We start from the raw sequence: 19,274 nt of genomic DNA on the forward strand, positions 1-19,274 counted from the left end.
AACCGTGAACGTCTCCACCCACACCGGCTCAGCCCGCAGCACCCCACCCATACAGCAGAAATGCCCTGTCTCCGCCCTTCTGCAACAAGCTTTAGCGGCCGCCGTCAGCTGGCCAGCGGCAGCCGGGTGCTGCCGAGGCCCGGCGCGGCGGGGCGGTCGTCGAGGGCGTCCCGCCGGGCCGGCACCGTCGGGCGCTCGGCGGGCCCGTCCAGCGGGCCGTCCAGCGGCTCGGTGAGCAGCCGGCACTCGGCCGCCGTCCGGCCGTCCTGGACCAGCAGGACCCGTACGGGTGTCCGGCCGCCGTCCGCGGCCGGCTCGGGGAGCGCCCGGACGAAGCAGGGCCGGTCCAGCTCGATGTAGTGGTCGAAGGAGGTCACCAGCTCGACCGGCACCACCGGTTCGGGGTGGCGCAGCCGCTGGGCGGCCTGCCGGGCGGCCTCCAGCACCAGCATCCCGGGCACGTGGTCCAGCTGGTGGTCGAACAGCACCGGGTGGGCGGCGTCGGCGCGCAGCAGCCAGGTGTCCGGCCGCAGGGTCGGGCTGAGCACCACGTCGGCGGGCTGCGCGCGGCCGACGAGTTCGGGCGCGGCGGGGGCCGGCGGCCGGGAGGGGACGACGGCGTGCCGGGCGGGGCCGCGCAGCCGGGCGTACGAGGCGGGGGAGAGCACCCGCAGCTGGCCCGAGCCCCGGCCGATCGGCCGGCCGTCCCGGGTGATCTCGGCGTGCACCCGCAGCGAGGCCAGCCGGCCGTGCCGCATCCGGACGTCCTCGCAGCCCACGGCGAGCATCAGCGAGGCCGGGCCGCCGGCGACGGCCAGGCCGGACAGTCCCGGTTCGGCGAGCGCGTAGGAGAGGTCCTCCATGACGAAGTGGTGGCCGCGCGGCACCCCGAACCCGGCGTGGCCGATCAGCAGCCCGGCCTGCCGGACGGTCTCGGCCATCAGCACCGGGTCGTGGTAGCGGTCCCCGGGCAGCCGGTAGAAGCCGTGCAGCCGGGGCCACTGGGCGCCGAGCAGGAAGTCGTAGGGGCCGGTGGCCTGCCAGCCGGTGAGGAAGACCTCGGAGACCGAGGCGCGGTGCACCAGGTGCCGGGAGACGGTCCGGTCGTGGAAGTCGTACCCGGCGCCGACGTCGTGCCCGAGGTCGTACCCGGCGCCCGAGCCGTGGTCGGGGCCGGGGTGGGCGTGAGCGCCGTGGGGGTCCGGCTCTACGATCGATGGCATGACTGGCCCCCGCTCCAGGGTGTCGGTCGAGCGGCCGCCATGGACGCCCGAGCAAAACATACATACCACCCGGTTTGTGTTCGACGACTGGGGTGCCCCGGCCGCACAGCCCGGCCCGTTCACGCTACCTGCCCGGTGGGCTGGGGCAATGCCCTGCGGGCGACCGCAGACCTTGGACGGGGGACCGTCCCCGCTGGACGGCGGGGGCGACGCAGGCGCTAGATTAGATACCAACCATGCGGTTTCGGTCGCGGCCGTCCGCATGCGAGCGTCGCTCCCGGCAGGGGGCGAGCCGACAGCAGCCGGGCGGGGCGGGAATCGCGTCCGGTGGAGTCCGGAGGGGGCCAGTGGTCAAGCAGGAACGGGCTGGGCGGACCCGGCAGGCCGTGCTGCTCGCCGCGGCGGAGAGCTTCGCACGGGTGGGCTTCGAAGCCGCCAGCCTGGTCGAGATCAGCCGTCGGGCCGGGGTCAGCAAGGGCGCCCTCTACTTCCACTTCGTGTCCAAGCAGGCCCTCGCCGACGGGGTGCGCCGCGCCGCCGGGCGGGAGGTCGGCTCGGCCGCACTGCGCGCCCTGCGCGCCGAAGGGCCGGCCCTCCAGGGGCTGATCGACTTCTCGCACGAACTGGCCAGGATGCTGCGCGAGGACGTGGTGGTGCGGGCCGGCGTCCGGCTCGGCCGCCAGGGCCCCCGGCGGGACGACACCCCGTCCGGCCCGCCCGGCCCCGACGCGACCTGGCGCAGTCTCACCGCGGTCGTCCACCGGCTGCTGGACCGGGCCGCCGAGGCCGGCGAGCTGCGCCCCGGGGTGGACCGGCGGGCCACCGCCGAGCTGCTCACCGCGGTGGCGGCCGGCCAGGTGCTGCTGGCGGGCGACGAGGTCGACCGGCCCCGGCCGGAGGCCGTGCGCCGGGTCTGGACGGCCACGCTGCCGGCCCTGGTGGCGGCGGAGCGGCGGGCCGGCTACCGGGTCTGATCCCCGCGGGGGCCGACCGGTGTCGGCCCCGCGGCGTCCGTCCGCTCAGGCGCGCTCGGCCACGCTCAGCCGGGCGAGCGCGTGCGGCTGGACCAGGCCGGGCAGCAGCAGCGTCCACAGGTCGGCCATCCGCTGGATCAGGTCCTGCCGGTCGGCCAGCACCTGGGAGCTCAGCTGGATCCCGGTGACGGCCCCGGTGATCACCCCGGAGGCGGCGACCAGGTCGATCCCCGGGTGGAGGTCGCCGGCGTCCCGGGCGTGCTCCAGCAGCTCCCGCACCAGGTCCATCCAGCCCTGGTAGGCGGCGATCTGGGGCTGGGTGAAGCTGCCGTGCTCGATCGTCAGCCGGATGCTGCCGCGCACCAGCGGATCGTCCTGGAGCGCGCGGGCGAAGGCGTACCCGAGGTCGATCAGGTTCTGCACCGAGCTGTCCGAGGACGGCTCCCAGCCGGCGATCCAGGCGCCCTGCCCCTCGATGACGGCGAGCGCGAGCTCCTCCTTGGAGCGGAAGTGGAAGTACAGCGCGCCCTTGGTGACGCCGGCGCGGTCCAGGATGTCGGACATCGTGGCGGCGGCGTAGCCCCGCTCGTCGAACACCTCGGCCGCCGCGAGGAGCACCGCCTGGCGGGTCGCCAGCGCGCGGGCCTGCCTGGCCATCGCAGCCTCCCTGGAAAAGTTCTGGTACCTCGGCAGCGGCCGATCCTATGGGGGCCGACGGGGCGTCGGAGGCATACCGTCCAGTAGGCATCCTACCGAGCCGCCCCCGGGCCGTTCCGGGCCTCGGAGAAGTCGGTGGGACGCGAAGCGTGCGCCCGCCGCCGGACTCCGCCGCCACTGGCGGGAACGTCCGACGGCCGGCCACCCGAGCGGGGTGACCGGCCGTCGGCGGAAGCCGCGGTGCGTCAGGCGGCCTGCTGCCAGCTGACCGGCGAGAAGTACGCCGGGCGGCGCTCCAGGCGGTGCCAGTTGGCGATCGGCTCGATCGGCGCGATGGCGCCAGCCTGCTGCGCGGCGGCGGCGCGCGCCATCAGGACGGCGGTCAGGGCGGCGAGTTCCTCGTCGGTGAGGCTGCCGCGGACGATGCGGACGAGCGGTTCGGCGGAAGCGTTCATGTCCTGGTTTCTCCCCCGGTGGCTGTGGTCTGAGGTGGCTCGGTACGGCCTGCTGCGGTGCGTGCCGCGCTGCTACATCGGCGGGTTGCCGTGCTTGCGGCTGGGCAGGTCGGCGTGCTTGGTGCGGAGCATGGCCAGGGCCGCGGCGATCACCTGACGGGTTTCGGCCGGGTCGATGACGTCGTCCACGAGGCCGCGCTCGGCCGCGTAGTACGGGTGCATCAGCTCGTTCTTGTATTCCTTGATCTTCTGGGCGCGCATGGCGTCCGGGTCCTCGGCGGCGTTGATCTCGCGCCGGAAGATGACGTTGGCCGCGCCCTCGGCGCCCATGACGGCGATCTCGTTGGTCGGCCAGGCGTAGGACAGGTCGGCGCCGATGGAGCGGGAGTCCATCACGATGTAGGCGCCGCCGTAGGCCTTGCGCAGGATCAGCGAGATGCGCGGCACGGTGGCGTTGCAGTACGCGTACAGCAGCTTGGCGCCGTGGCGGATGATGCCGCCGTGCTCCTGGTCGACGCCGGGCAGGAAGCCGGGGACGTCGAGCAGGGTGACCAGCGGGATGTTGAAGGCGTCGCACATCTGCACGAAGCGGGCGGCCTTCTCGCTGGCGTTGATGTCCAGCACACCGGCCAGCGACTGCGGCTGGTTGGCGATGATGCCGACGACGTGGCCGTCGACGCGGGCCAGCACGCACAGCACGTTGGTGGCCCAGCGCTCGTGGACCTCCAGGTACTCGCCGTGGTCGACGATCTCCTCGATCACCTTGCGCATGTCGTACGGGCGGTTGCCGTCGGCGGGCACCAGGTCCAGCAGGCTGTCGTTGCGCCGCTCGACCGGGTCCTCGCTCATCACGGACGGCGGCATCTCGCGGTTGTTCTGCGGGAGCAGCGACAGGAGGTAGCGGACCTCCTCGATGCAGGACTGCTCGTCGTCGTAGATGAAGTGGGCGACACCCGAGACGCCGGCGTGCACGTCCGCGCCGCCGAGGCCGTTCTGGGTGATCTTCTCGCCGGTCACCGCCTGGACGACGTCCGGGCCGGTGATGAACATCTGCGAGGTCTCGCGGACCATGAAGACGAAGTCGGTCAGCGCGGGGGAGTACGCGGCGCCGCCGGCGCACGGGCCGAGCATCACCGAGATCTGCGGGATGACGCCGGAGGCCTTGGTGTTGCGCTGGAAGATGCCGCCGTAGCCGGCCAGCGCGGTGACGCCCTCCTGGATGCGGGCGCCGGCGCCGTCGTTCAGCGAGACCAGCGGGGCACCGGCCGCGATGGCCATGTCCATGATCTTGTGGATCTTCTGCGCGTGGGCCTCGCCCAGCGCGCCGCCGAAGATCCGGAAGTCGTGGGCGTAGGTGAAGACGGTGCGGCCGTGCACGGTGCCCCAGCCGACGACGACGCCGTCGGTGTGCGGCTTCTTGGCCTCCAGGCCGAAGCCCTGGGCGCGGTGCCGGCGCAGCGGCTCGACCTCGTGGAAGGAGCCCTCGTCCAGCAGCAGCTCGATGCGCTCGCGGGCGGTCAGCTTGCCCTTGGCGTGCTGGGCCTCGGTGGCCTTGTCGCTGGGGCCGCGGCGGACCTTCTCGCGCAGCTCGTGCAGCTCGGCGACCCGCCCGCGGGCGTCGGCCGGGACTTCGGGGACCTCGCCGTCGACCGGCGCCTCATGCACAACCGTCATCTCGAACCACTCCAAGGGTGAGGGAACTGTCCGACAGCCAACGTCTGCTGTGCCCCCGGCCGCCAATCACGTTCTTCACTTATGACTGTACGAGGGGCCGTGCGCTGGTTTCGGCGTCGATTCCGTACAAGGTCGGGTTCGTTTAGCTGTCAGGCCTGCACAGAAGCGGCCGGGTGGGAGCCGGAGCGCTCGGTGGTCGTTCGAATACCGGGGGTTGTCGGACAGATGATGGTCCGATGATCTGAGCGTGAAGAAAAGCGCAGGTCAGGGCCGTCCCTCAGTAATGTAGGCCGCCCGTCTTGGGTGCCGCTCAAGGTCCGCTCAAGCCGGGCGCCGGAGCGGCGGCCATCCGGGTGAGAGGGCGTTCAGTCGTAGGGAAGCGCCAAAAAGGCCACAGCCCACCCGGGCCTGCCCGGGTGGGCTGTTGGAGGGACTGTGCGAACCACCGGTGATCAGCTCTTCCGGCCGTCCTCCGGCTCGTCGCGGTCGCGCAGCTCCTGCTCCCGGCGGCGCAGATCGGCCTCCCACTGCCGGAGCATCGACTCGTGGTCCTTGTCGCTCCTCTTCAACGAGGCGAGGAACTCCGGGTCGTCGTCCGGCGCGAGCGGGCGGCCACCGCGGCCGGCCGGGCGCCCCGGGCCGTCGGCGGCCGGGTGGCCGGCGGACGCGGCCGGCAGGAAGCCGCGCCGCCTGCCCGCGATCAGCCAGGCGATCGGGCCCAGCGGCGGGAAGAGCAGGACGATCAGCACCCAGACCACCTTCGGCAGGTGCTTCACCTCGTCCTCGGGCGTGGTCAGGCAGTCGACGAACGCCCAGACCCAGAGCGCGAGCGGAAGGACGATGGTCAGCAGGATCCGCAACATGGCTGCGATCTCCCCCCCAGCGGGCGACGGTGGCGGGCGCCTTCCCGGGCCCTTGACGCAAGCCAGGCTATCCCGTGGCGGATACTGACTGGCATGGCATACGACGATCTCCGCTCGTTTCTCCGGGCCCTCGACCGCGAGGGCGACCTCAAGCGCATCAAGGCGGAGGTGGATCCCCACCTGGAGATCGGCGAGATCGTCGACCGGGTGCAGAAGGCCAAGGGCCCGGCGCTGCTGTTCGAGAACGTCAAGGGCTCGTCCATGCCGCTCGCGATGAACGTCTTCGGCACCGAGCGGCGGCTGGCCAAGGCGCTCGGCCTCAAGGGGCCGGACGACGTCTCCGAGAAGATCGCGGGCCTGCTCAAGCCCGAACTGCCGCAGGGCTTCACCGGCTTCCGGGACGCCTTCGGCAAGCTCGCCTCGATGGCGCACGTCCCGCCGCGGAACGTGAAGTCCGGCGACGCCCCGGTGCAGGAGGTCGTGCTCACCGGCGACGACGTCAACCTGGACGAGCTGCCCGCCCTCTTCACCTGGCCGCTGGACGGCGGTTCGTTCTTCAACCTGGGCCTCACCCACACCAAGGACCCGGACACCGGCATCCGCAACCTGGGCCTCTACCGGCTGCAGCGGCACGACCGCCGCACCATCGGCATGCACTGGCAGATCCACAAGGACAGCCGCAACCACTACGCCGTGGCGGCCAGGCGCGGGGAGCGCCTCCCGGTCGCGATCGCCTTCGGCTGCCCGCCGGCCGTCACCTACGCGGCCACCGCACCGCTGCCCGGGGACATCGACGAGTACCTCTTCGCCGGTTTCATCGCGGGCGAGCGGGTGCGGATGGTCGACTGCAAGACCGTCCCGCTGCAGGTCCCGGCCGACGCCGAGGTCGTGCTGGAGGGCTGGCTGGAGCCCGGCGAGATGCTGCCCGAGGGCCCGTTCGGGGACCACACCGGCTTCTACACCCCGCAGGAGCCGTTCCCGGCGCTCACCATCGACTGCGTGACGATGCGCCGCCGCCCGATCCTGCAGTCCATCGTGGTCGGCCGCCCGCCGACGGAGGACGGCCCGCTGGGCAAGTTCACCGAGCGCTTCTTCCTGCCGCTGCTGAAGATCATCATCCCGGACATCGTCGACTACGACCTGCCCGAGGCCGGCGGCTTCCACAACTGCGTGATCGTCTCGATCGACAAGAAGTACCCCAAGCACGCCCAGAAGACGATGCACGCGATCTGGGGCGCCCACATGATGTCGCTGACCAAGCTGATCATCGTGGTGGACGCGGACTGCGACGTGCACGACTACCAGGAAGTCGCCTGGCGGGCCTTCGGCAACGTCGACTACAGCCGGGACCTCACGGTGGTCGAGGGCCCGGTGGACCACCTCGACCACGCCTCGTACCAGCAGTTCTGGGGCGGCAAGGCCGGCATCGACGCCACCCGCAAGCTGCCCGAGGAGGGCTACACCCGGGACGGCGGCTGGCCCGAGATGGTGTCCTCGGACCCGGCGACGGCCGCCCTGGTCTCGCGCCGTTGGAAGGAGTACGGGCTGTGAGCACGGCCGCCGTCGAAACCCCGGGGCGCACCAGGGCCTTCCTGCGCCTGGTGATGATCGAGCACTCGGTCTTCGCCCTGCCCTTCGCGTACATCGCCGCGCTGACGGCCATGTTCCTCGCCGACAAGCGGGTCCACTGGGGCCAGCTGTTCGTCGTCACGGTCTGCATGGTCGGGCTGCGGACCTTCGCGATGGCCGCCAACCGGATCATCGACCGGGAGATCGACGCCCGGAACCCGCGCACGGCGGGGCGTGAACTGGTCACCGGCGCCGTGTCGCTGAAGACCGCGTACGTCGGCTCGGCGGTCGCGCTGGTGGTCTTCCTCGGCGCGGCCGCGATGCTCAACCCGCTCTGCCTGGCGCTCGCGCCGGTGGCCGTGGTGCCGATGGTGGTCTATCCGTACGGCAAGCGGTTCACCGACTTCCCGCAGGCGATCCTGGGCCTGGCCCAGGCGATGGGCCCGGTCGGCGCCTGGCTCGCCGTCACGGGCAGCTGGTCCTGGGAGGCCGTGGTGCTGGGCGTGGCCGTCGGCATCTGGATCGGCGGCTTCGACCTCATCTACGCCTGCCAGGACGTCGAGTCCGACCGCCACGGCAAGGTCCGCTCGGTGCCGGCCCGCTTCGGCGTCCCGGCGGCCATCCGCGGCGCGCGGGCGTGCCACGTCCTGACGACGCTGCTGCTGGGCTGGTTCGCGGTGCTCACGCACGCCGGCGTGGCCTTCTGGATCGGCCTGGTGGTCGTCGCGGGCGCCTTCGTCTACGAGCACACCATCGTCAAGCCCGACGACCTGTCGAAGCTCAACCGCGCCTTCTTCCAGACCAACGGCTTCGTGGGCATCTCGCTGTTCTGCTTCGCCCTGCTGGACCTGGTCGTCCGCGGGCTCGGCATCTGAGTCGGCCGCCGGTCACCCCGGCGGCCGGCTCGCAGGCCGACCGGGTCGAGGCCTGCCCCGGTTTCAGCGGAACAGGGCGGCGTGCTCCGTCGCCCAGATGCGGAAGCTGCGGGCCGGGTGGCCGGTGAGGTCCCGGACGGTGGTGGTGGCCGGCTGCGGTTCGGCCAGGCGGGCGCGGACGAAGTCCAGCGTGCTGTCGACCGCCGTCCGGGGCCGGCCCGCGGCGGACAGCCGGTGCCGGGCGGCCTCGCGCGGGATCTCCTCCCACGTCACCGGGCGGCCGGCCGCCTCGCCGATGATGCCCACCTGCTCCGCCTGGGTCGGCGACTCCGGGCCGGTCAGCACGTACCGGGCGGCGTCGTGGCCGTCCTCGACCAGGGCCCGGACGGCGACCGCGGCGACGTCCCGCTCGTCCACCGGGCTCAGCTCGGCCGTACCGCCGTAGCCCCGGACGGTGCCCCCGGCGCGGATCTCCTCCGCCCACTGCAGCGCGGCGGCGAACCCGTACGCCCGCAGCACGGTGTGCCGCACGCCGCTGCGGACCACCAGCGCCTCGATCTCGCCCTCCAGGTGCTCGGGAACGTCCCGGACGGCCGCCGAGGAGACCAGCACCACCCGGCCGACCTCCCGGGCCAGCACGCCGACCGCGTCGGTCGCCGCCTCCGTCGTCGGGTGCGGCCACCCCAGCAGCACCGCGCCGACCCCCTGCGCCGCCGCCTCCAGCGACCCGGGGTCGAGCAGTGCCCGCGGGGGCAGCGTCCGCGCCCGTACCCCGGCGGCCGCGAGCTGCAGCCCGACGTGCCGCCCGACCGTCCCGGAGGCGCCGACCACCAGTACCGGCGACGCGTCCTCAACTCGCTTGTCTGTCATGTATCGAACGTAAGCGAGGATGATGAGACGCCCAATGCGCACGGGTCTAGGGTCCATGCGTCATCGTCTAGGGCCTGACGCCGTGGGCGTCAGGCCCGGCCCCAGGGCGTCAGTTGTGCAGGAAGCCCTCCAGCGAGGCGGCCAGGGCGACCGGCGCCTCGTACATCGGGTAGTGGCCGCTGCCGCCCAGCTCCTCCAGCTCCGCGTTGGGGTAGTGGGCGAGGAAGGTGCCGCGCATGACGTCGGCGGTGAGCGCCAGGTCGTGCGCGCCGACGATGACCTTGACCGGTACCGGGTTGCCGCTGATCCGGCGCTCCAGGTCGGCCGTCGCCCAGTCCCGGACGTAGCCGCCGAAGGCCTCCGGAGTGGACAGGTGCAGGGACTGGTCGACCATCCGGTCGAGCCAGACCCGGCCGGCCCGCTGCCCGGTGACCAGGTCGAGGATCGCGAGGCGCTTCTCCCGGTCCTCGGCGGCGCCGAAGAACAGCGCTTCGCCGGCCTCGTCCAGCGGGTAGGCGCCGGCCGGCACCGGGGCCAGGCCCACCAGCTTGCGCACCCGCAGCGGGGCCTCGGCGAGCACCTGCTGGGCGGCCTTGCCGCCCATCGAGTGGCCGACCAACGAGAAGCGGTCCCAGCCGAGTTGGTCGGCCAGGGCGAGCGCGTCGGAGGCGATCTCGGCGAGCGTGTAGTCGCCGGTGACGTCCTTGCGCTCGCCGTAGCCGCGGTAGTCGAGGAAGGCGTAGCTGAAGGCGCGGCCGTCGAGGTAGTCGAGGAAGGGGCCCCAGCCCGCGCTGGTGCCGAACCAGTCGTGCAGGACCAGGACGTGGTGGTCGCCCGTGCCGGTCAGGCGGTGAGGGATCGTCATGCCAGCGGTCCTTCCCCGCAACCGGCCCGTCCGAACGGCCGGTTCGGGACGGGCGGGGGCGAGAACCCGCGGGCTCAGGCCGCCGGCCGGCGGGCGAAGGCCGGGGCGTGCTCGGGGAGCGGGCCGAAGGCGACCATCCGGGACAGCAGCCGCGGGAAGCCGGGGACCTGGCGGGCCAGCAGGACCAGGTGGGTGGGCGGGCCGACCCGGCGGCCGCTGAGGACGGGCTCGAACATCACGTGGTGCAGGACCCGCTGCAGCCGCTGCATGATCACGGTCGGCCGCCACCGGCGGCGCTGCACCCGGGCCAGGGCCGCGACGGTCGGACGGCCGCGCCGCAGCGGCTCGGCGAGCAGGGCGGCGGCCGCGACGGCGTCCTGGATGGCGAGGTTGATGCCCACCCCGCCGGCCGGGGACATCGCGTGGGCGGCGTCGCCGATCAGCAGCAGCCCGTCGGCGTACCAGCGGTCCAGCCGGTTGAGCCTGACATCGAGCAGGTGGACGTCGTCCAGGCTCGCCAGCCGGTCGACCCGGTCCGCGTACTGGGGCAGCAGCAGGGCGATCCGCTCGCGGAAGCGCTCGATGCCCTCGGCGCGCAGCTGCGGGTCGCTGCCCTTGGCCCGGAAGTAGGCGATCTGGAAGTAGTCGTCCCGGGTGAGGCTCAGCGCCATGTCGCCGTGGCCGAAGCCGGGGGCCAGGTTGGGCGGCGCGCCCTGCTCGTCGGCGTTCCGGGGCAGGCGGAACCACCAGGTGTCGAAGGGCACCGGGAACTCCTCGGGCCGCAGCCCGGCGTCCCGGCGCAGGGTGGAGTGCCGGCCGTCGGCGGCGACGGTGAGCTCGGCGCGCAGCTCGCCCTCCTCGCCGTCCCGGGTCCGGTACCGCACGCCGACCACCCGGCCTCCCTCCCGCAGCAGGCCGGTCGCCTCGGTGTTCATCCGCACCGAGAAGGTGGGCTCCCGCTTCGCCGCCGCGACCAGGAAGTCGAGCAGGTCCCACTGCGGGATCATCGCGATGTAGTCGTACGGCGCGGCCAGCTGCTCGAAGGCGCTGAGGGCGACCCGGCCGACCCCGGGCACCGTCACCACCATGTTGCCCAGCTTGCTCTGCGGCAGTGCGGCGAACTCCCGGCCGAGGCCGAGCTCGTCCATCAGCCGCACGGTGGAGGCGTGGACGGTGTCGCCGCGGAAGTCGCGCAGGAAGTCCCCGTGCTTCTCCAGCACCGTCACCTCGACGCCCGCGCGGGCCAGCATCAGGCCCAGCACCATCCCGGCGGGGCCGCCCCCGGAGATCACGACGCTCATGGCTCTCCCCTTTCGGTGTCCGACTGCTCGCGTTCCGTGTGGAACTCGCATTAATAGAATCTATGGAACCGTCTCAGGTGTCAAGTAGTACGATGCTTCACATGAAGGATCTGGTGACGGCCGCCCTCGCGGCGGCCAAGGAGCGGGGGCAGGACGTCGCCGACGTTCCGCTGACGGCGATCGCCGCGGCGGCCGGGATCTCCCGCAGCACGCTGTTGCGCCGGCTCGGCGGCTCCCGGACGGCCCTGGACGAGGCGGTCCGGCGGTCGGGGGTCGACCCGGGCGGCCGGCCCCCGGTGCGCGAGCGCGCGGTCGGGGCGGCCGCCGCACTGGTCGCCGAACGCGGCCTGGCCGCGGTCACCCTGGACGCCGTCGCGGACCGGGCCGGGTGCTCGCTGCCCAGCCTGCACACCGTCTTCGAGGGGCGGGACGGCCTGCTCGCCGCCGTCTTCGAGCAGTACGGCCCGCTGCCGGACCTGGAGGCGCTGGCGGCCGACCCGCCGGAGCGGCTGGCGGACACCGTCCGGGCGTTCTACGACGCCTTCGCCGCGGCCTTCCAGCGCGAGCCCCGGATCGTCCCGGCCGTCTTCGCCGACCTCTTCAGCCGCCCGGACGGCCCCGCCGCCCGGATGATGGCGGCCAGTCTGCCGCGGATGTTCGGCGGCCTCGACCGGCTGCTGCGGCCGCACGTCGAGGCCGGACGGCTGCGGCCGCTGCCGCTCCCGGTGCTGGTCCAGCTGATGCTCGGCCCGCTGATCACGCACATCCTGCTGCGGCCGGTGCTCGAACCCGCCCTGGGGGCCGGGCTGCCCTCGTTGGAGGAGTCCATCGACCTCTTCGCCGACTCCTACCTGAGGGCGGTCGCCCTTCCCGGGGCGGAATCCGGTCTCACTGGGGAAGGATCCGGGGGTCGCGAGCCGTACCCGACCCGAGGAGAACCGTGATCGGCACCCTGCAGTGCCTCGTCCTGGACTGCCCCGACCCGGCGGCGCTGGCCCGCTTCTACGCCGGCCTGCTCGGCGGGGAGGTGGACCGCCCGGACCGCCGCTGGTCGCTGGGGGAGGACTGGTCCACGCTGCACCTCGACGGCGGCGCGGTGATCTGCTTCCAGTGCGTCGCCGACCACCGCCCGCCGCGCTGGCCCGACCCGGAGCACCCCCAGCAGGCACACCTGGACGTCGACGTCGAGGACCTGGCCGCCGCGAGCCGGGAGGCGGTCGCCCTCGGCGCCACCCGTCTGTCCGACGAGGGCCGGTGGAGCGTCTTCGCGGACCCGGCCGGGCACCCGTTCTGCCTGATCGGTCCCCCGAGCACCGGGAGGTGACGGTACGTCAGTCGACGACCAGCCGGTCCCCGACCCGGAGCCGGCCCGGGGCGGCGACCTCGGCGAGGACGTCGAGCCGGCCGTCGTGCGCGTGCACGACGGCTTTGAGGATCTCCGGCGCGTGCGGCAGCCCCGGCTGCGGGGCGCCGGTCATCGCGCAGCGCTCGCTGGAGGTGGCGAAGGCGAGCCGGGCGCTGCCCGGGGCCTCGCCGCGGGCCCGGCGGCCGAACCAGGTGTCCTCGACGAACGGCGGGGTACCGGGCGGGGTGCGCAGCACGATGTTGGGCCGGAACCGGCGCTCGTCGACGACGGCGAAGGGGACGGCCTCGCGGACCCAGTCCAGGGTCGCGGTCGTGAGCAGGCTGACCGGCAGCCGGTCCACGTGCGAGACGGCGTCCTCGCGGGCGAGTTCGACGTCCGGGAGCTGCAGGTAGGCGCGCAGGAAGGCGGTCGGCCGGTCGACCGGGCGGCCGAGCGGGTCGAACAGCTCGGGGCCGTCGATCCGCCGGCCGAGGCGGGCGGAGAGGCGCAGCAGGCCGTCCATCCGGCGGAAGCGGCGGGTGTTCTTGCCGGAGCCGAGCTTCCCGGCCGCGTCGCGGACGGCGTAGAGGCGGTCGCCGGCCAGGCCGCGCTCGTCCACCTCGACGGAGTCGAGCCGCTCGCCGCCGGTGGATTTCACGGGGTAGCGCCAGAGTCGCTCGATCACTCCGATGATCTCAGCCATGGGCGGACAGCGTACTGGCGCCACCGGGGGATGGTCTAGACCAAGTGGCGTACGGGCGGGGGCCGTCGGCGTGGTCCGGGCCGGTCGGTTCAGCCCAGCCGGGCCACCGCCCGCACGGGTGCGCCGTCCGCCGCGACCAGCCGCAGCGGGAACAGCGAGACCTCCACCGGGCGGCCGGCCCGCTGTGCTTCCAGCAGCGCCCGCAGATCGGTCAGGTTCTCGGCGATCACCCCGCCGCCGGGCGCCCCGAGCAGCACCCGGTGCGCGGCGAGCGAGGGCTCCTCGGCGGTGGACTGGTCGTGCTCGTCGGTGAGGTCGGCGAGCAGCGCGGCCACCGCGGGGTCGCCCGGGCCCGGGTCGGGCGTCGGGTCCACGCTGAGCGCGTCCACCCCGACGGTCCGCACCCCGGCGGCGACGATCGCCTCCGCGGCGTCCGGGGTCAGGCTGGGGTGGGCCAGGTAGGCATCGGTGCCCCAGTGCCGGACCCAGCCGGTGGCCAGCAGCAGGACGGTGCCCTCGCCGGAGTCCGCGGCCCGCTCCAGCGCCGGCGCCAGCAGCTCGGGGGTGACGGCGGCCCGGGGCTCCAGCCCGCGCAGGTCGGCGACCACGGCCGGCCCGGTGAACCGCTCCAGCGGCAGCCCGTCCAGGGTCGGCCAGGTGACGTCCACGTGGTACGGCGCGTCCACGTGCGTCCCGGACTGCGAGCCGAGGTGCAGGGCCAGCACGTTCACCCCGGCGGTGGCGGTGGTGAGCGCGGGTGCCAGCAGGACGGCCGGATCGCCGGGGTAGACCGGCATCGCGGTGGTCACCTGGTGGGTGAGGTCGACGAGGGTCGCAGCCATGCCCCCATCCTCCCAGGGGGGACGGCGGATGCGGCCCGGTCGGCCGAAGCCGGATAGAAATGCCCCATGGGAACTGCGAAGCGTCAGCCGTGGGTGGTCGGGGTCTCGGGTGCGTCGGGGACGCCGTACGCGGCCTCGGTGGTCCGGGGGCTGCTGGCCGCGGGCGAGTCGGTCGACCTGATCGTCAGCCGGGCCGCCCGGCTGACCATCCTGGACGAGACCGGGATCTCCTTCCGGGACGCCCACTGGCGCGCCGACCTCGCCGCCTGGCTCGGCGGTGACCAGGGACTGGACGACGTCCGCTACTGGCCCGCCGGGGACTTCGCGGCCGGCCCGTCCAGCGGCTCGTACCCGGCCAAGGGCATGCTGGTGGTGCCCGCGACCACCGGCGCGGTGGCCGGGATCGCGCTCGGGCTGAGCAAGGACCTGCTGCAGCGGGTCGCCAGCGTCACCCTCAAGGAGCGCCGCCCGCTCGTCGTGTGCGTGCGCGAGACGCCACTCAACGGGGTGACGCTGAAGCACCTGGTGGAACTCGACGCGCAGGGCGCGGTGGTGCTGCCCGCCTCGCCCGGTTTCTACGCCGGCGGCTCCACCGTGCGCGAACTCGTGGATTTCGTGGCGGGACGGGTGCTGGACGCCGTCGGCGTCCCGCATTCCCTGTACCTGCGCTGGGAAGGGGAGTTGGGGGCGGCGGCCCGCCGGGCCGACGGAAAACCGGGCCCAGGGGCTGAGGGGGAGTAAGGAGAGCGAGGGCGGGAGAGTATGTTCTCTGCGATATCCGGGTCGGTCGGCGCACGGCGCCTTTGAATCCGGATAATGATCTGTGGGTCTGGTGAGGTTCGGAAGGACGCGGACGGTATATGGACACGGTGGACAGACAGCTCATCCAGGCGCTCCGGGAGAACGGCCGTGCGTCCTACGCCGAGCTGGGCCGGTTGGTCGGACTCTCCGGCCCGAGCGTCACGGACCGCATCAACCGCCTGGAGCAGGCCGGGGTCATCACGGGGTACCGCGCGACGGTCAACCCGGCCTCGCTCGGCTTCGGCGTCACGGCCCTGATCGGCCTTCAGCTCACGGACGCCGCCGACCACGAGGACGTCGCGTTCCGGCTGAAGGACCTCAACGAGGTCGAGGACTGCTGGTTCATCGCGGGTGACGACTCCTACATGCTCAAGGTCCGGGTGGCCGACGTGGCCGGCCTGGAGTCGGTGGTGAAGCGGATCTCCGGCACGAAAGGCGTGGCCAGGACCCGCACCACCGTCGTACTCTCCACGAAGTGGGAGAACCGGGTGAGTGAACTTCCTCCTGTAGGAGAGTGACGCATGGCACTGGTCGGTCTGGAGGAGCTGCGCGCGGCTCGGCAGCGGATCGCGGGGGTCGCCGTGCGCACCCCGCTGGTTCCCGCCCCCTGGGCGGCCGAGGGGGAGCGGCGGCTCTGGCTCAAGCCCGAGAACCTCCAGCCGACCGGAGCCTTCAAGACCCGCGGCGCCTACAACCGGCTCGCCGCGCTCACCGCGGACGAGCGGGCCCGCGGCGTGGTGGCCCAGTCCAGCGGCAACCACGCGCAGGCGGTGGCCTACGCGGCGCAGCTGCTCGGCATCAAGGCCGTGATCGTGATGCCGGACACCTCGCCGACGGTGAAGGTGGACTCCACCCGGGCGTTCGGCGCCGAGGTGGTCCTGGTGCCCCCGGCGGACCGGGACACCCTGCCCGCCGAGCTCGCCGAGAAGCACGGCTACGTCTGGGTGCCGCCCTACGACGACCCGTTCATCATCGCGGGCCAGGGCACGGTCGGCCTGGAGATCGCCGAGGACGCCCCGGCCGGACTGGACACCGTCCTGGTGCCGGTCAGCGGCGGCGGACTCATCGGCGGCACGGCGGCCGCGCTCAAGCTGACCCGCCCGGGCATCCGGGTGATCGGCGTGGAGCCCGAGCTGGCCGCCGACGCCCGGGCCAGCCTGCGGGCCGGCCGCCGGCTCTCCTGGCCGGTCGCCGACACCTACCGCACCATCGCGGACGGGCTGCGCACCCCGTCCGTCGGCGTGCTGCCGTACGAGCACATCACCACCTACGTGGACGACATCGTCACCGTCACCGAGGACGAGATCCGCGCCACCGTCGCCCTGCTGGCCCGCCGCGGCCGGCTGGTCGCCGAGCCGTCCGGGGCGGTCGCCCCGGCCGCGTACTTCCACCGCGCCGCCGAGACCGGGGGCCAGGAGGTGGCAGCGGTGGTCAGCGGCGGGAACATCGAACCCGCGCTGCTGGCCGAGCTGCTCTCGGCGTAGGCGCAAGCCCTCGCCGAGCTGCCCCCCGGCATAGGCGTACGCTCGTTCCGGCAAGGAATCGAAGTCGGAGGAGGCGGGGCACCGCATGGACGCAGGGCTCAAGCGCGAGCTGGAGGCGAAGGTCTACGCGGGTGAGCGGCTGACCCGCGAGGACGGGATCGCGCTCTACGAGAGCGACGACCTGGCCTGGCTGGGCGGGCTGGCCCACCACGTGCGGACGCGGAAGAACGGCGACGTCGTCCACTTCAACGTCAACCGCCACCTCAACATGACCAACGTGTGCAACGCGTCCTGCGCGTACTGCTCGTTCCAGCGCAAGCCGGGCGAGAAGGACGCGTACACGATGCGCATCGAGGAGGCCGTCCGGCTCGCCAAGGCGATGGAGGTCGAGTCCCTCACCGAGCTGCACATCGTCAACGGTCTGCACCCGACCCTGCCGTGGCGCTACTACCCGCGCTCGTTGCGGGAGCTGAAGGCGGCCCTGCCGAACGTCTCGCTGAAGGCCTTCACCGCCACCGAGATCCACTGGTTCGAGAAGATCAGCGGCCTGCCCGCCGACGAGATCCTGGACGAGCTGATCGACGCCGGCCTGGAGTCGCTGACCGGCGGCGGCGCGGAGATCTTCGACTGGGAGGTCCGCCAGCACATCGTCGACCACGACACCCACTGGGAGGACTGGTCGCGGATCCACCGCCTCGCGCACGCCAAGGGCCTCAAGACGCCGGCCACCATGCTGTACGGCCACATCGAGGAGCCCCGCCACCGGGTGGACCACGTGCTGCGGCTGCGTGAGCTGCAGGACGAGACCGGCGGCTTCCAGGTCTTCATCCCGCTGCGCTACCAGCACGACTTCCACGACTCCAAGGACGGCGTCGTGCGCAACAAGCTGATGGCCCGCACCGAGATGGCCACCGGCGCCGAGGCGCTGAAGACCTTCGCGGTCTCCCGGCTGCTCTTCGACAACGTCCCGCACGTCAAGGTCTTCTGGGTGATGCACGGCGTCACCACCGCCCAGCTGGCGCTCAGCCACGGCGCGGACGACATGGACGGCTCGGTGGTCGAGTACAAGATCACCCACGACGCGGACAACTTCGGCACCCCGAACAAGCTCGGCCGCGACGACCTGCTCGGCCTGATCCGCGACGCCGGCTTCCGCCCGGTCGAGCGGAACACCCGTTACGAGGTCATCCGCGAGTACGAGGGCCCGGACCCGATGCGCCGTGAGTCCCCGCAGGCGATGCGCCTCTGACCTGCCCTCCGACCTGCGCGGTTCCCCGCCGCCCGGGCCCTGCTGGGGCCCGGGCGGCGCGGCCTTCACGGCCTCCGCACGTGACCCGGGTTTACCAACGGGTATGGCGTTTGGCAGGATCGACGGCATGTCCGGTTCTCATCGCGCCACCGAGTACCCGCCGTACGAGCCGATGCAGGAGCCGGTGTACGGGGTGCCGCAGCAGTCGCACGAGGTGCCGTACGGCGCGTACGAGCCGTACCCGCAGCCGGGCTCGCAGGAGTACGGCGAGGGCGTGTACCAGTCGTACGGGCAGCCCTTCGAGCAGTCCTTCGAGCAGCCTTTCGAGCAGTCCGACGCGCAGCGGTTCTCGGCGCAGCAGTTCCACGACCAGCCGTCCCATGAGCAGCTCTACGAGCAGTCGTACGGGCAGCCTTACGGACAGTCGTACCAGCAGGCCCCTGACGGGTACTTCGAGGCGTACGACCAGCCGTTCCAGTCCTACGGGTCCGCGCCGGAGTCGTACGGCCAGGAGCCGGAACCCTTCGCCCACCAGGCCGAGCCCGTCGCCCACGAGGCGGAGCCCTTCGCCCGCGAGGCGGCCCCCGAGCCCCTCGCCCCCGTCGTGCCCGCCGCCGCCCCGGTCGACGGAGGCCGGGCGGCCGCTCGCGGCCGGCGGCGCAAGGTGAAGCAGAAACGTCACGGCAAGGCCGTGATGGCCGGCACCGCCCTGCTGGTCGCGGCCGCCGCCGGCTGGTACACCGTCGGCCAGGACGGCGCCAAGCCCGGCCTCACCGCCGCGGACGGCCCCGGCCCCGAGGGCGTCAGCAAGCCCGACCAGCCCGGTCCCGCGCCCGCTGCCGTCCAGGCCGCCGCCGACCGGCAGGCCGCCGCCCAGCCCGCCGCCCGCGGCGAGGCCCGCCCGGACGCCTCGGTGGCCGCGATACCCGGCCTCGGTGCCGCCTTCACCGCGAAGATCCCCGCCGAGACCACCCAGGTCGTGGTCGCCTCCGGCGCGGACAAGGGCACCGACAAGAACACCGTCGTCCTCTGGACCCGCACCCCCGAGGGCCGCTGGCTGGCCGGGGAGACCTGGCACGGCCACAACGGCAAGAACGGCTGGACCACCGACCACAACGAGGGCGACCTGCGCAGCCCGATCGGCGTCTTCAGCCTCACCGACGCGGGCGGCCGCAAGGACGACCCGGGCAGCAAGCTCCCCTACGACAAGGACCCGAGCTTCGTCGTCTCCGGCACCGGCTTCTTCGGCGACCAGCTGGCCGGCTCCTTCGACTACGTGGTCGCGATCAACTACAACCGCGTCACCGGCACCACCCCGCTCGACCCGCGCCGCCCGATGGGCGCCAAGAAGGGCGGCGGCATCTGGCTCCACGTGGACCACGACGGCCCGACCCACGGCTGCGTGTCGATACCCGAGGACAAGATGGCCCAGCTGATCCGCACCCTGGACCCGGCCGCCCACCCGGTCATCGTGATGGGCGACGCGGCCTCGCTGGCCGCCTGACCCGCCCGACCCGCCCGACC

20 protein-coding genes are annotated in these 19,274 nt (G+C 73.1%); 10 read left to right on the top strand and 10 right to left on the bottom strand.

Going from position 1 to position 19,274, the window contains the following annotated elements; translation table 11 throughout:
- Window positions 1–104: 104 nt before the first annotated feature.
- Entirely contained in the window at window positions 105–1,223 is a 1,119-nt protein-coding gene (locus tag ACIRD3_RS25590) for a ScbA/BarX family gamma-butyrolactone biosynthesis protein (RefSeq protein ID WP_402220876.1), read from the bottom strand.
- A 347-nt stretch (window positions 1,224–1,570) separates the two neighbouring features.
- Between ACIRD3_RS25590 and ACIRD3_RS25595 the strand changes: the two genes are divergently transcribed.
- The gene (locus ACIRD3_RS25595; protein ID WP_402220879.1) at window positions 1,571–2,197 is read left to right on the top strand and encodes a ScbR family autoregulator-binding transcription factor; all 627 of its coding nucleotides are present in this window, start codon (window positions 1,571–1,573) and stop codon (window positions 2,195–2,197) included.
- A gap of 45 nt (window positions 2,198–2,242) precedes the next feature.
- Here the strand turns inward: ACIRD3_RS25595 and ACIRD3_RS25600 are convergent, their stop codons facing one another.
- From ACIRD3_RS25600 to ACIRD3_RS25615, 4 genes are all read right to left on the bottom strand, one after another.
- Window positions 2,243–2,854 (bottom strand): ScbR family autoregulator-binding transcription factor, encoded by a 612-nt coding sequence (locus ACIRD3_RS25600; protein WP_402220882.1) that lies wholly within the window; start codon window positions 2,852–2,854, stop codon window positions 2,243–2,245.
- A gap of 245 nt (window positions 2,855–3,099) precedes the next feature.
- Entirely contained in the window at window positions 3,100–3,309 is a 210-nt protein-coding gene (locus ACIRD3_RS25605; protein WP_402220885.1) for an acyl-CoA carboxylase subunit epsilon, read from the bottom strand.
- Between the two features lie 72 nt (window positions 3,310–3,381).
- Window positions 3,382–4,983, bottom strand: a complete 1,602-nt coding sequence (locus ACIRD3_RS25610) for an acyl-CoA carboxylase subunit beta (RefSeq protein WP_402220888.1) — start codon at window positions 4,981–4,983, stop codon at window positions 3,382–3,384.
- A gap of 452 nt (window positions 4,984–5,435) precedes the next feature.
- Window positions 5,436–5,846 (bottom strand): PLD nuclease N-terminal domain-containing protein, encoded by a 411-nt coding sequence (locus tag ACIRD3_RS25615; protein ID WP_402220891.1) that lies wholly within the window; start codon window positions 5,844–5,846, stop codon window positions 5,436–5,438.
- A 93-nt stretch (window positions 5,847–5,939) separates the two neighbouring features.
- Here ACIRD3_RS25615 and ACIRD3_RS25620 point away from each other — a divergent pair, with 93 nt between their 5' ends.
- Both ACIRD3_RS25620 and mqnP read left to right on the top strand, forming a co-directional pair.
- Window positions 5,940–7,397 (top strand): menaquinone biosynthesis decarboxylase, encoded by a 1,458-nt coding sequence (locus ACIRD3_RS25620; protein WP_402220894.1) that lies wholly within the window; start codon window positions 5,940–5,942, stop codon window positions 7,395–7,397.
- Window positions 7,376–8,290: a menaquinone biosynthesis prenyltransferase MqnP gene (mqnP, locus tag ACIRD3_RS25625; protein ID WP_402220897.1), complete on the top strand. Its 915-nt coding sequence runs from the start codon at window positions 7,376–7,378 to the stop codon at window positions 8,288–8,290. Before ACIRD3_RS25620 ends, mqnP begins: the two co-directional genes overlap by 22 nt.
- 63 nt (window positions 8,291–8,353) lie before the next feature.
- Here the strand turns inward: mqnP and ACIRD3_RS25630 are convergent, their stop codons facing one another.
- From ACIRD3_RS25630 to ACIRD3_RS25640, 3 genes are all read right to left on the bottom strand, one after another.
- On the bottom strand, window positions 8,354–9,160 hold the full coding sequence (locus ACIRD3_RS25630; protein ID WP_402220900.1) for a hypothetical protein: 807 nt from the start codon (window positions 9,158–9,160) through the stop codon (window positions 8,354–8,356).
- Between the two features lie 109 nt (window positions 9,161–9,269).
- On the bottom strand, window positions 9,270–10,025 hold the full coding sequence (locus tag ACIRD3_RS25635) for an alpha/beta fold hydrolase (protein ID WP_402220903.1): 756 nt from the start codon (window positions 10,023–10,025) through the stop codon (window positions 9,270–9,272).
- 74 nt (window positions 10,026–10,099) lie between these two features.
- Entirely contained in the window at window positions 10,100–11,326 is a 1,227-nt protein-coding gene (locus tag ACIRD3_RS25640; protein WP_402220906.1) for an FAD-dependent oxidoreductase, read from the bottom strand.
- A 101-nt stretch (window positions 11,327–11,427) separates the two neighbouring features.
- Between ACIRD3_RS25640 and ACIRD3_RS25645 the strand changes: the two genes are divergently transcribed.
- Together ACIRD3_RS25645 and ACIRD3_RS25650 are read left to right on the top strand one after the other, a co-directional pair.
- On the top strand, window positions 11,428–12,270 hold the full coding sequence (locus tag ACIRD3_RS25645; protein WP_402220909.1) for a TetR/AcrR family transcriptional regulator: 843 nt from the start codon (window positions 11,428–11,430) through the stop codon (window positions 12,268–12,270).
- Window positions 12,267–12,650: a VOC family protein gene (locus ACIRD3_RS25650; RefSeq protein ID WP_402220912.1), complete on the top strand. Its 384-nt coding sequence runs from the start codon at window positions 12,267–12,269 to the stop codon at window positions 12,648–12,650. The genes ACIRD3_RS25645 and ACIRD3_RS25650 overlap by 4 nt, the downstream gene beginning before the upstream one ends.
- Window positions 12,651–12,657: 7 nt before the next feature.
- Here ACIRD3_RS25650 and ACIRD3_RS25655 read toward each other — a convergent pair whose 3' ends face one another.
- Window positions 12,658–13,374, bottom strand: coding sequence for an MOSC domain-containing protein (locus ACIRD3_RS25655; protein ID WP_402220915.1), 717 nt, complete (start codon window positions 13,372–13,374; stop codon window positions 12,658–12,660).
- Window positions 13,375–13,463: 89 nt separating this feature from the next.
- Window positions 13,464–14,216, bottom strand: a complete 753-nt coding sequence (locus tag ACIRD3_RS25660) for a cyclase family protein (RefSeq protein WP_402220916.1) — start codon at window positions 14,214–14,216, stop codon at window positions 13,464–13,466.
- 66 nt (window positions 14,217–14,282) lie between these two features.
- Here ACIRD3_RS25660 and ACIRD3_RS25665 point away from each other — a divergent pair, with 66 nt between their 5' ends.
- From ACIRD3_RS25665 to ACIRD3_RS25685, 5 genes are all read left to right on the top strand, one after another.
- A complete protein-coding gene (locus ACIRD3_RS25665; protein ID WP_402220919.1) occupies window positions 14,283–14,957 on the top strand; it encodes a UbiX family flavin prenyltransferase in 675 nt (224 codons plus the stop codon).
- Window positions 14,958–15,076: 119 nt separating this feature from the next.
- On the top strand, window positions 15,077–15,535 hold the full coding sequence (locus ACIRD3_RS25670; RefSeq protein WP_030055719.1) for an Lrp/AsnC family transcriptional regulator: 459 nt from the start codon (window positions 15,077–15,079) through the stop codon (window positions 15,533–15,535).
- 3 nt (window positions 15,536–15,538) lie between these two features.
- Window positions 15,539–16,501 (top strand): threonine/serine dehydratase, encoded by a 963-nt coding sequence (locus ACIRD3_RS25675; protein ID WP_402220922.1) that lies wholly within the window; start codon window positions 15,539–15,541, stop codon window positions 16,499–16,501.
- Window positions 16,502–16,586: 85 nt separating this feature from the next.
- Window positions 16,587–17,750, top strand: coding sequence for an aminofutalosine synthase MqnE (mqnE, locus tag ACIRD3_RS25680; protein ID WP_402220925.1), 1,164 nt, complete (start codon window positions 16,587–16,589; stop codon window positions 17,748–17,750).
- A gap of 127 nt (window positions 17,751–17,877) precedes the next feature.
- Complete coding sequence (locus ACIRD3_RS25685; RefSeq protein ID WP_402220928.1) at window positions 17,878–19,254, top strand: L,D-transpeptidase family protein; 1,377 nt, start codon at window positions 17,878–17,880, stop codon at window positions 19,252–19,254.
- Window positions 19,255–19,274: the final 20 nt, after the last annotated feature.

Origin of the sequence: Kitasatospora sp. NPDC093550 (assembly GCF_044764985.1) — a bacterium.
Lineage (GTDB): Bacteria > Actinomycetota > Actinomycetes > Streptomycetales > Streptomycetaceae > Kitasatospora.

What these genes read in the sequence shown, in the direction of transcription:
- ACIRD3_RS25590 (WP_402220876.1), bottom strand. Translation starts at nt 1,223, where the DNA reads ATGCCATCGATCGTAGAGCCGGACCCCCACGGCGCTCACGCCCACCCC.
- ACIRD3_RS25600 (WP_402220882.1), bottom strand. Translation starts at nt 2,854, where the DNA reads ATGGCCAGGCAGGCCCGCGCGCTGGCGACCCGCCAGGCGGTGCTCCTC.
- ACIRD3_RS25605 (WP_402220885.1), bottom strand. Translation starts at nt 3,309, where the DNA reads ATGAACGCTTCCGCCGAACCGCTCGTCCGCATCGTCCGCGGCAGCCTC.
- ACIRD3_RS25610 (WP_402220888.1), bottom strand. Translation starts at nt 4,983, where the DNA reads ATGACGGTTGTGCATGAGGCGCCGGTCGACGGCGAGGTCCCCGAAGTC.
- ACIRD3_RS25615 (WP_402220891.1), bottom strand. Translation starts at nt 5,846, where the DNA reads ATGTTGCGGATCCTGCTGACCATCGTCCTTCCGCTCGCGCTCTGGGTC.
- ACIRD3_RS25620 (WP_402220894.1), top strand. Translation starts at nt 5,940, where the DNA reads ATGGCATACGACGATCTCCGCTCGTTTCTCCGGGCCCTCGACCGCGAG.
- ACIRD3_RS25630 (WP_402220900.1), bottom strand. Translation starts at nt 9,160, where the DNA reads ATGACAGACAAGCGAGTTGAGGACGCGTCGCCGGTACTGGTGGTCGGC.
- ACIRD3_RS25635 (WP_402220903.1), bottom strand. Translation starts at nt 10,025, where the DNA reads ATGACGATCCCTCACCGCCTGACCGGCACGGGCGACCACCACGTCCTG.
- ACIRD3_RS25640 (WP_402220906.1), bottom strand. Translation starts at nt 11,326, where the DNA reads ATGAGCGTCGTGATCTCCGGGGGCGGCCCCGCCGGGATGGTGCTGGGC.
- ACIRD3_RS25645 (WP_402220909.1), top strand. Translation starts at nt 11,428, where the DNA reads ATGAAGGATCTGGTGACGGCCGCCCTCGCGGCGGCCAAGGAGCGGGGG.
- ACIRD3_RS25655 (WP_402220915.1), bottom strand. Translation starts at nt 13,374, where the DNA reads ATGGCTGAGATCATCGGAGTGATCGAGCGACTCTGGCGCTACCCCGTG.
- ACIRD3_RS25660 (WP_402220916.1), bottom strand. Translation starts at nt 14,216, where the DNA reads ATGGCTGCGACCCTCGTCGACCTCACCCACCAGGTGACCACCGCGATG.
- ACIRD3_RS25665 (WP_402220919.1), top strand. Translation starts at nt 14,283, where the DNA reads ATGGGAACTGCGAAGCGTCAGCCGTGGGTGGTCGGGGTCTCGGGTGCG.
- ACIRD3_RS25670 (WP_030055719.1), top strand. Translation starts at nt 15,077, where the DNA reads ATGGACACGGTGGACAGACAGCTCATCCAGGCGCTCCGGGAGAACGGC.
- ACIRD3_RS25675 (WP_402220922.1), top strand. Translation starts at nt 15,539, where the DNA reads ATGGCACTGGTCGGTCTGGAGGAGCTGCGCGCGGCTCGGCAGCGGATC.
- mqnE (WP_402220925.1), top strand. Translation starts at nt 16,587, where the DNA reads ATGGACGCAGGGCTCAAGCGCGAGCTGGAGGCGAAGGTCTACGCGGGT.
- ACIRD3_RS25685 (WP_402220928.1), top strand. Translation starts at nt 17,878, where the DNA reads ATGTCCGGTTCTCATCGCGCCACCGAGTACCCGCCGTACGAGCCGATG.